This window comes from Campylobacter sp. CNRCH_2013_0898h (assembly GCF_025772965.1).
In the GTDB taxonomy this organism is placed as follows: Bacteria; Campylobacterota; Campylobacteria; order Campylobacterales; family Campylobacteraceae; genus Campylobacter_D; species Campylobacter_D lari_D.
Map to the genome: position 1 here is coordinate 1 of NZ_JAKMTD010000025.1, position 2810 is coordinate 2810.

The 2810-nt window shown below is 24.1% G+C and carries 2 protein-coding genes and 1 pseudogene; all 3 read left to right on the plus strand.

Going from position 1 to position 2810, the window contains the following annotated elements; translation table 11 throughout:
- A partial coding sequence (locus L8X50_RS08125) for a bacteriophage T4 gp5 trimerisation domain-containing protein (protein WP_306808638.1) occupies positions 1-825 on the plus strand: 825 nt, incomplete at its 5' end.
- A 149-nt stretch (positions 826-974) separates the two neighbouring features.
- Entirely contained in the window at positions 975-1742 is a 768-nt protein-coding gene (locus L8X50_RS08130) for a hypothetical protein (protein ID WP_263660881.1), read from the plus strand.
- 380 nt (positions 1743-2122) lie between these two features.
- A pseudogene (locus L8X50_RS08135) lies at positions 2123-2810 on the plus strand (hypothetical protein); the annotation flags it as partial.

A 2810-nucleotide genomic window follows, 5' to 3' on the forward strand; every position in this document is an offset into this window, starting at 1 on the left:
GATCCTCTTGTATCGTTGCCACACCATGATCACAAAACTTCCATTAGCTCTAAAACTATAGGAGTATACGAACAAGGATACAATGAACTAACTTTATCCAACTTAAAAGATAAAGAACAAATCTATCTAAAAGCAGAAAGAGACTATGATGAATTGGTTCAGCACAACTTTACTCAAAGAATTTTAAATGATAAAGATTCTATGGTGGATGGGATTTATAATGAAAGAATTAAAAAAGTTCATACGCAAACCATAGATTTAGCTAAAAATGTCAATGTTGGTGCTGAGTATCTAATAAATGTAGGTTTATCTAAAGACACCATAGTTGGATTATCTAACACTTTAAATGTAGGAGTAGACAACAAGTTAAGAGTAGCTAAAAATTCAAGTGAATATATAGGAGAAAATAAAGACACTGAAATATGCGCAAACAAAAATACCATTATACATAAAGATGAAACTAGAAATGTTAAAGGAAACAAAAAAGAAATTATAGAAGGTTATTACAATATAAATACAAGCAATAAAATACAAGTCTTGAGCGAAAAAGAGATAGATTATAAAAGTAAAGACAATATTCTTTTTACAAGCAATGAATCCATGGGATTTGAAAGCGATAAAAATACAAGTATGGTGGCTAATAATATCACTACCTATGCAAAAACAACTCATTATCTAAAGGCTGATAGTGAGGCAACTATACAAGTAGGAGAAACATTGATTAATGCTAAACCAGATTGTGTTATCATTAAAGCAGGTGGAGTAGAAGTAGTGATAGATTCTAAGGGTCTTGTTGTTAAAGGTGGAGAAATTAAAGCAGAGTAAATATATAGTATTTTTTTTGAAAATAAATACTATATTTTAAAAATTTTAGAATGCCAAATATTAGTAATACAATAAATAGTATAAAAAAATATCATTATGATTTTTATAGAAAATTTTATAAACTATTTTTAAAATACCAAGGAATATAAATGAAAAAACCTTTTTATAAACTTAAAAGATTTTATATACCCTGCGGTTTGCTTATAGCTTTGATTATTTTTATAAGCTTAGCTTATCGCCCTTTAGAGCTTATCTTTTGGGATAAGTATTATTATGAAAAAGAAAATCAAATTAGAAAAGAGATATCTAAATTATTCTGGAGCAACGAAGAAGAATTTAAAAAAGTTTTTGTAGAACAAAACTTAAATCAAGAATTAAAACTTAATCAAAAAGAACTATTAAATTATATGCATAACTTTAAAAAAGATTTTAAATTTATGCAAATTTTAGGTTTAGACAATGCTTATTTGGTAGCTCTTAGAAATAAAGTAAGTATATTTGGAAGAAAAAGTGAAACTAATCTTAATTATTTTTATCTTGCTTCTAATAGCACTACCAATTTAAACGAAATGAATAATTTTATAAGCATTATGGATAGATATATCATTTTTATTAACAAAATAGATGCATTGCCTGACACTTATACACTTATGAAAATAGCCTTTAATGCTGATTATTTTCTTTTTAATTTAATCCCATTTGCTTCAAGCCTAGATAAAAACTTTATGTGTTCTATACCTCAAAAAGAACAGTTATTAGAAAATATGATTAATTCTTATAAAAAAATGAATTTATTATATAAAACAAAACTAAAAACCGAAATTCAAGAAATGATACACCCAACAATATATGAAGCAAAAAGATATAATTATTTCATAAATTTTGCTAAAGGAAAATTAAATGCATGCGGAAGATAATTTAAATTTTAAAGATAATTTTTAAATTATATAGGAAAAATAAATGTCTATTTATAAAGAATGTGAAGTTTGTAAAACAAAAATCAATAAATTACAAAATATTTGGAATATATTCTCAGGCAAATTAGAAATAAAATGCAAAAATTGCAAAAGTAAATATGGAGTTTCTAATAAAATTATAGATTGGGTGTATAGTATTTTTTGTGAAAACTTATTACTCTTTCCACCAATTGTATTTTTAAATTTCATATATTTAGGTAGATATTTTTCAAAATATGGATTATTTGAAATGATATGTTATTTATCAATAATCATTCTTTTTAGTAGAAAACTAATAAATATTGTTTTACTTCTTCTTTGTAAATTAAAAAGGCTAGAAAATGAGAGATAAAGGATTAATGGAACATCTTAAGGATATTAAAGATGGTATTGTAGATTGTTATATAGGACCTTATGATTTTGGAGATTTTTTAGCTAGAATTTCAGGTTTTAGAGATTGGCAAGAAAAAAGTGTTATTTTAGATGATTTTCATAAAAGGCAGACACTAGAAGAATTAGACTTTTTAAAAGATATTGTTAAAAATGAAACTTCTAGAAATGTTATACTAGAATATTTAATAAAAGATATCAATGAAAGACCTTTGTATTATTTAGCACTATCAGGAATTTTAACAACAATTAAAAAAATAACCAAAACAAAAAAACTATTCATAATAAACATAACTTCTTTAGGAGGAAAAGCAACATCCACCACCCACTCTCTCTACCCCTACTACAAAAACATACAAAATTCCTTTGCTCCTTTATGTTCTATAGATAATAAAAATAGTAATTTGTTAAAAGAATTTAATTTTGATAGTTTTTCTTGTAATTTTTACAATAATAATATTTTCAATCAAAGTCTTAAATATTTAGATAATATACAAGATGAAAAAGAATATATCAATGAGTATAAAATATTTTTAGAAAATCTTAATCACTTTAATCAAGAATATAATAATTATAAACTTATGTCTATACAAGTAATCAATAATTTAAAAATAGCCTATATACAAAAACTATCTTTGG